This window comes from Streptomyces sp. NPDC005181, from assembly GCF_040608395.1.
Classification (GTDB): Bacteria; Actinomycetota; Actinomycetes; order Streptomycetales; family Streptomycetaceae; genus Streptomyces.
The window spans coordinates 1-4,047 of the sequence record NZ_JBEXID010000204.1 but is presented as its reverse complement, the minus strand read 5'-3'; the positions used below and the strand labels follow the sequence as shown (position 1 = coordinate 4,047).

The 4,047-nt window shown below is 69.0% G+C and carries 1 protein-coding gene and 1 pseudogene; both read right to left on the bottom strand.

What is annotated here, in order from left to right; translation table 11 throughout:
- Positions 1-541: 541 nt before the first annotated feature.
- The gene (locus ABZV38_RS39805; RefSeq protein ID WP_356333782.1) at positions 542-2,839 is read right to left on the bottom strand and encodes a SpoIIE family protein phosphatase; all 2,298 of its coding nucleotides are present in this window, start codon (positions 2,837-2,839) and stop codon (positions 542-544) included.
- 697 nt (positions 2,840-3,536) lie between these two features.
- Positions 3,537-4,047, bottom strand: a pseudogene (locus tag ABZV38_RS39800) (pyridine nucleotide-disulfide oxidoreductase); the annotation flags it as partial.

The window sequence follows — 4,047 nt, the reverse complement described above, 5'->3', positions numbered from 1 at the left end:
AGCACCGCTGCTCCGAGGCCGCACCGCACATGAGGATCGCGGACACGATGACCGCACGGGATCTCCTCGCCCTCAGGCACCCCAGCAGCTCATCCCCCCGAATGGCCGCTTGAGGCTGCTCCGGTAGGGCTTCGCCAGGTGTCCGGCCGGTCGTGGTCCAGTGGCCCGCTGCCGGCATGAGGGTGGATGAACTCGCGTCGTGTCATGGGTGGTTGGAGAAGTTCGCCGGGTAGGTGTTCACTTCGCCGGCGCGTCCTGACCAGCGGGCGAGGGCCGGCTGTGTCGGCATAGCCCGGTCGGTTCGCTGTGAGGAGCAGTCCAGCGGCCGGAGCGGTACATCCGCACCGCAGGTTCGGCCCGCAGGTCGCACCCGAGCACACCCGGCGCATCGAGGGCTTCGACGAGGCGGTCGTGTCGCCGAATTCAAGCGATCCGGGACGAGCAGAAGTCACTGGTCCCGGGGCTTTTCCGGAAACTTGGACACCGGGTGCTGTGAAGCGGTGGTCACCCGTGACTGGTCTCCGCCCGTGTGCGATCGGGGTCATGTAGAGATCGTTGACACTCCTGTTGGTTGCTCTGCCCAGATGGTCTTTCCCTGCGCCTGGTAGCGGGTCCCCCACTGGTTTGCGAGGGTCGCAATGATGAACAGCCCCCGGCCGGTCTCGTCGATGGTGCGGGCATGTTTCACGTGCGGAGCGCTGGTCGCGGCGTCGCTGACCTCGCAGGTCAGCATCCGCTCGAAGATCAGGCGTAGTTGCAGGGGTGGGGCACCGTAGCGGACCGCGTTGCCGACGAGTTCGCTGACGATGAGCTCGGTGGTGAACGCTGTCTCCTCGTCCACCCCCCAGACGTTCAGCTGGCGGCGGGCCGCTGCGCGGGCGATCGGTGCGGCCTCGGGGTCCGCAGGCAGGCCGCAGGTCAGTACCCGATCTTGGGGCAGCGCCCTCGTGCGGGCGAGCAGCATCAAGGGTTCGCCGGTCCGGCGATCGCCGCCTGTGAGCGCGTACGTGAGGGTGTCGCGCACGTCCGACAGGGGCCTCGCGTCGGCGCTGTCCAGGATCGGGCGCAGCGGACCGGACGGCGCCAGAACCTGGTCCGCGAGCGTGGCCGTACCCAACGCCAGGGTGCTCCCTTCGGGGAGGGTGACGGTTGTCGCGGGGAATGGGGCGCCGTCTGATCCGGCGAGTGGCGGACCTGGGGGGACGGGCAGGCTGGCCGAGGTGCCGTCGGGAAAGACCGCGACCGGCTCCGGGAGGCCGGCGCGGGCGATGGTGCAGGTGAGTTCGACCGGGTCGTAGATCGCGATGGCGCAGCCGGCGGTGAACGTCTCACGGTACAGGGGATCCAACGGAGCCACTGCGTCGTACGCGGTGGCGAGACGGGCTGCGGTGTCACTCAAGCGGGCCAGCAGCTCGTCGGGCGGCAGGTCCAGGGCGGCGAGTGTATGGGTGGCTGTGCGTAGGAGTCCCATCGTAATGGCTGCGACAACGCCTCGCCCTGCCACGTCGCCGACGATCAGTGCAGTCCGTGCGCCGGGCAGGGCGATCGCGTCGGCCCACGCGCCGCCGCCCTCCGGGCCGGGAAGGTGCAGTTGGGCCACCTCCACGGTGCCCTGTGTGGCAGGTTGTTGAGCGAGAAGCCGGCGCTGGACGGTTGACGCGATGATCCACTCGCGCATGTACCGACGGGCGCTGTCGATGCAGAGCGCAGCGTGCGCACACACGGCGGACGCCACCGCGACGTCCTCCTCTTCAAAGGGGTCTTCTCGCTGGTCGCGGTAGAAGCTGACCACGCCCAAGGCCTGGCCGTGCAATGCCAGGGGTGCCACGATCAGGGAGTGCGAACCGGATCGCTTGATGACGTCGGCTCGGGCGGGGTCGGCGGCCAGCCACGAGCTGTCCTCCTCGATCGCCACGAGACGCGGCCGAAGGTCGGACAGGACGGCCGAGAATGGAGTGCCGACCGGCAGGGGTCGCACCTCTTCGACTGAAGGGGCCGAGATTCGGCCCTGGAAGGCTGTTCGGCGCAGTGGAACGCTCCGGTGGACGGGCACCAGCGGCGGTTCATCTCCGCGGACGACGTCCTCGACCACCTCGACGACGGCGATGCCCGCGAAGGCGGGCACTACCGCCTCCACCAGCTCTCGGCAGACAACGGCCACGTTCAGCCGGTGCCCCACTCGTGTGCGGACCGTGTCCAGGAGGGCCAGGCGGTTCCGTGTGCTCTCTCGCTCGGTGACATCGACCGCAGATGCCACCAGTCCGAACACACGGCCGTGGGTGTCCTCCAAGCGGAAGTAGGAGACGGAGTAGAGCCGGCGTGGTGTCTCGACGCCCCTCACGAGCCGGTTCACCACCGGCTCTCCGCTGTCCAGGACCCCTTGCACCACAACGACTTCTTCCTCGGGGTCTTCGAGTTCACACGCCTGGGTGAAATGCTTGCCCAGCAGGTGCCCCACCGGCGTGTCACGCAGCCCACGGGTGGCGGTGCTCATGCGCACCACGCGCAGCTCATCGTCGAGGACGTACAGTCCCACCGGGGACCGGGTGAACAAGGCCTTCAAGATAGCCACGTCCTGCCCCGACATGGTGTCCGCCGCTGCGAGCACCTGCCACACCACGGAAGTACCTCGCAGTACTGGCTTGACCAGCACCGCGGCTGCTTCCGAAAACCTTTCACGGCGCCCTTGGCCGTCAGCGGCGACCTCACGCATGAGCGCGGTCACGGACTGGCCGACGGCCTCCTCGGCGGACCATCCGAACAGTTCCTCAGCCGGACGCCCCCACTCGATCACCCGGCCACACTCATCGATGAGTACGAGCACGTCACCGTTGGGCATTCGAAAGCACCTCCACCCCGTCCCTGCCCACCCCGTGCCTATGACAGGCCCGCTCACCCGACAGCTACACCGATCGGCTCAGCCCACTTCCCCCAGAGCGCTTCGTCACCGGCTGGTACTTTGCCACCGCCCCAGAGCCCCGGACGGTTGCCACGCTGGCCTTCGCCACACAAACACAACGGCGCTGTCGTAAGGGCATGTACACAGGTCAGTGCCGGGATCCCGAGGGGCAATGGGGGCGCGGCCAGGCTTGTGGAGGAGATAGACGATCCGCTGCACGTCGCCGGCTGCCGCGGCGGCTTCGGTAACGGGAGATCCGCCATAGACATGGACGACCACCACGGTAGGGCCGCCGACCGCCGCACGGGGCCTTGGCCACCGCCTCCGCATCGTCATGGAGGTCACCCAGGGCGGCCTGGTCCTGCCCACTGCTGGGCGGAGTGACCGTCCGTACGTAGCGATCGGGGAGATGGCCGATCAGTGGCTGCCGGCGCCAGGGACCGTGCCGACACGACGTCTGGTTGCCGCCGACTGCGGTCAGCCCCTCGCTTGACCACACACATTGCTTGCCCGGGCCTCCCCGGACACCGGTGTCGATGCCCGGGAAGGTGGCGTTGACGTGGATCGGAACGTGCTCGACCGCCTCGGCGGGGGCGGGAGACGGAGCGTCGGCCACCGCACCGGTCCCCGGCCCTGCTCAGCCTCGGTAGGTCTCCAGCAGCCTGAGCCAGACCTCGCTGATGGTGGGGAATGCGGGCACGGCGTGCCAGAGCCTTTCCACCGGCACCTCGCCCGCGACCGCGATGGTGGCGGAGTGCAGGAGTTCCCCGATGCCGGGGCCGGCGAAGGTGACTCCGGCCACGGTGCCGCGGTCCAGGTCGACCAGCATGCGGGCCTGGCCGCGGTAGCCCTCGGCGTACTGGTGCGCGCCCGCGACGTGTGCGAGGTCGTAGTCCACCACCTTGATCCTGCGTCCGGTCCGCTCGGCCTCGCGTGTGGTCAGGCCGACGGATGCGACCTCCGGGTGGGTGAAGACGACCTGCGGTACGGCCGTGTTATCGGCGGTCGCGGCGTGTGCGCCCCACCTGGTGTCGTCGACGGGCTCTCCGTTGGCGCGGGCGCCGATGACGGCGCCGGCGATCCGGGCCTGGTACTTGCCCTGATGCGTCATCAGTGCCCGGCGGTTGACGTCGCCGACGGCGTAGAGC